The 1,146-nt window shown below is 64.5% G+C and carries 2 protein-coding genes; both read right to left on the minus strand.

What is annotated here, in order from left to right; all coding sequences use genetic code 11:
* Positions 1–6 precede the first annotated feature (6 nt).
* Complete coding sequence (locus P3W85_RS18610; RefSeq protein WP_017230233.1) at positions 7–510, minus strand: DUF4149 domain-containing protein; 504 nt, start codon at positions 508–510, stop codon at positions 7–9.
* Positions 511–525: 15 nt separating this feature from the next.
* Entirely contained in the window at positions 526–1,002 is a 477-nt protein-coding gene (gene greA, locus P3W85_RS18615) for a transcription elongation factor GreA (protein WP_276265882.1), read from the minus strand.
* Between the last annotated feature and the right edge of the window lie 144 nt (positions 1,003–1,146).

A 1,146-nucleotide genomic window follows, 5' to 3' on the forward strand; every position in this document is an offset into this window, starting at 1 on the left:
CGTTCCTCACTCCCCAGCCGAACGCGGCGCCGCTGCGCGCCACACCAGGACCAGCGCCAGCAGGCTGTGCGCCAGGTAGAACAGGCTGGACACGCCATGCAGCATGCCGAACTGCCCCTTGTAGGGAGAGTCGGACACGCCCACGCCCAGCGCCGTTGCCTTGTCCCTCAGGTTCTCCATGAAAGGCTGGATGCCGAAATAGCCCACCAGCACGCATAGCAGCATGCCCAGCACCAGCCAGCGCAGTCCACGGTAGCGCCTGGCGCCGCGACGGATCATCAGGTTGCACAGCGCGAGCTGCAGCACGCCGACCACGACGCCAAGGATCGCCTCGGTGCGGAACAGTTGTCCGGCGATCAGGCCGGCGGTCTCGCGGCTGGGCAGCACGGAGAACAGCGTCGGGGCCACCATGTAGCCCACCGTCCACAGGCTGCCGGCCCAGACCACGGTCAGCAGCAGGAAGACCCGATGCGGCAGCGGCGGCAGGCTCGAATAGGAGGAAGAGAACACGCAGCCTCGTTTGGATTAGATGTAGCGGACCGTGATGACTTCGTACTCGCGCTCGCCGCCAGGGGCCAGCACGGTCGCCACGTCGCCTTCGAACTTGCCGATCAGCGCGCGCGCGATCGGCGAGCTGACCGAAATCTTGCCGCTGTCGAGGTCCGCCTCGTCGTCGCCGACGATCTGGTAGCTCACCGGCCGGCCCGACTCCAGGTCTTCCAGGTCGACGGTGGCGCCAAACACGATCCGGCCATCGGTATCAAGCTGGGTCGGGTCGATGATCTGCGCGGCGCCCAGCTTGGACTCCACTTCCAGGATGCGGCCTTCGATAAAGGCCTGCTTTTCCTTGGCGGCATCGTACTCGGCGTTCTCGGACAGGTCGCCCTGCGCGCGCGCTTCGGAGATGGCGTTGATCACAGCGGGACGTTCGACGGCCTTCAGGCGCTGCAGTTCCTCTTTCAGCAGCTCAGCGCCGCGCTTGGTAATCGGAATCGTGCTCATGTCTTCGTTCTGCAAAAAAATGAGCCGCAGCGGAGCTGGAACCATGCTCCGGCACACTGCCCGGGGCACTTCCGCTCAACCGCGGCCTTTCAGGTTGTCAGGTTGGATCGACGATCAAATTGACCGTTTAATCGTCGAAATTGC

The organism is Cupriavidus basilensis (assembly GCF_029335485.1).
GTDB classification, from domain to species: Bacteria; Pseudomonadota; Gammaproteobacteria; order Burkholderiales; family Burkholderiaceae; genus Cupriavidus; species Cupriavidus basilensis_E.

What these genes read in the sequence shown, in the direction of transcription:
- greA (WP_276265882.1), bottom strand. Translation starts at nt 1,002, where the DNA reads ATGAGCACGATTCCGATTACCAAGCGCGGCGCTGAGCTGCTGAAAGAG.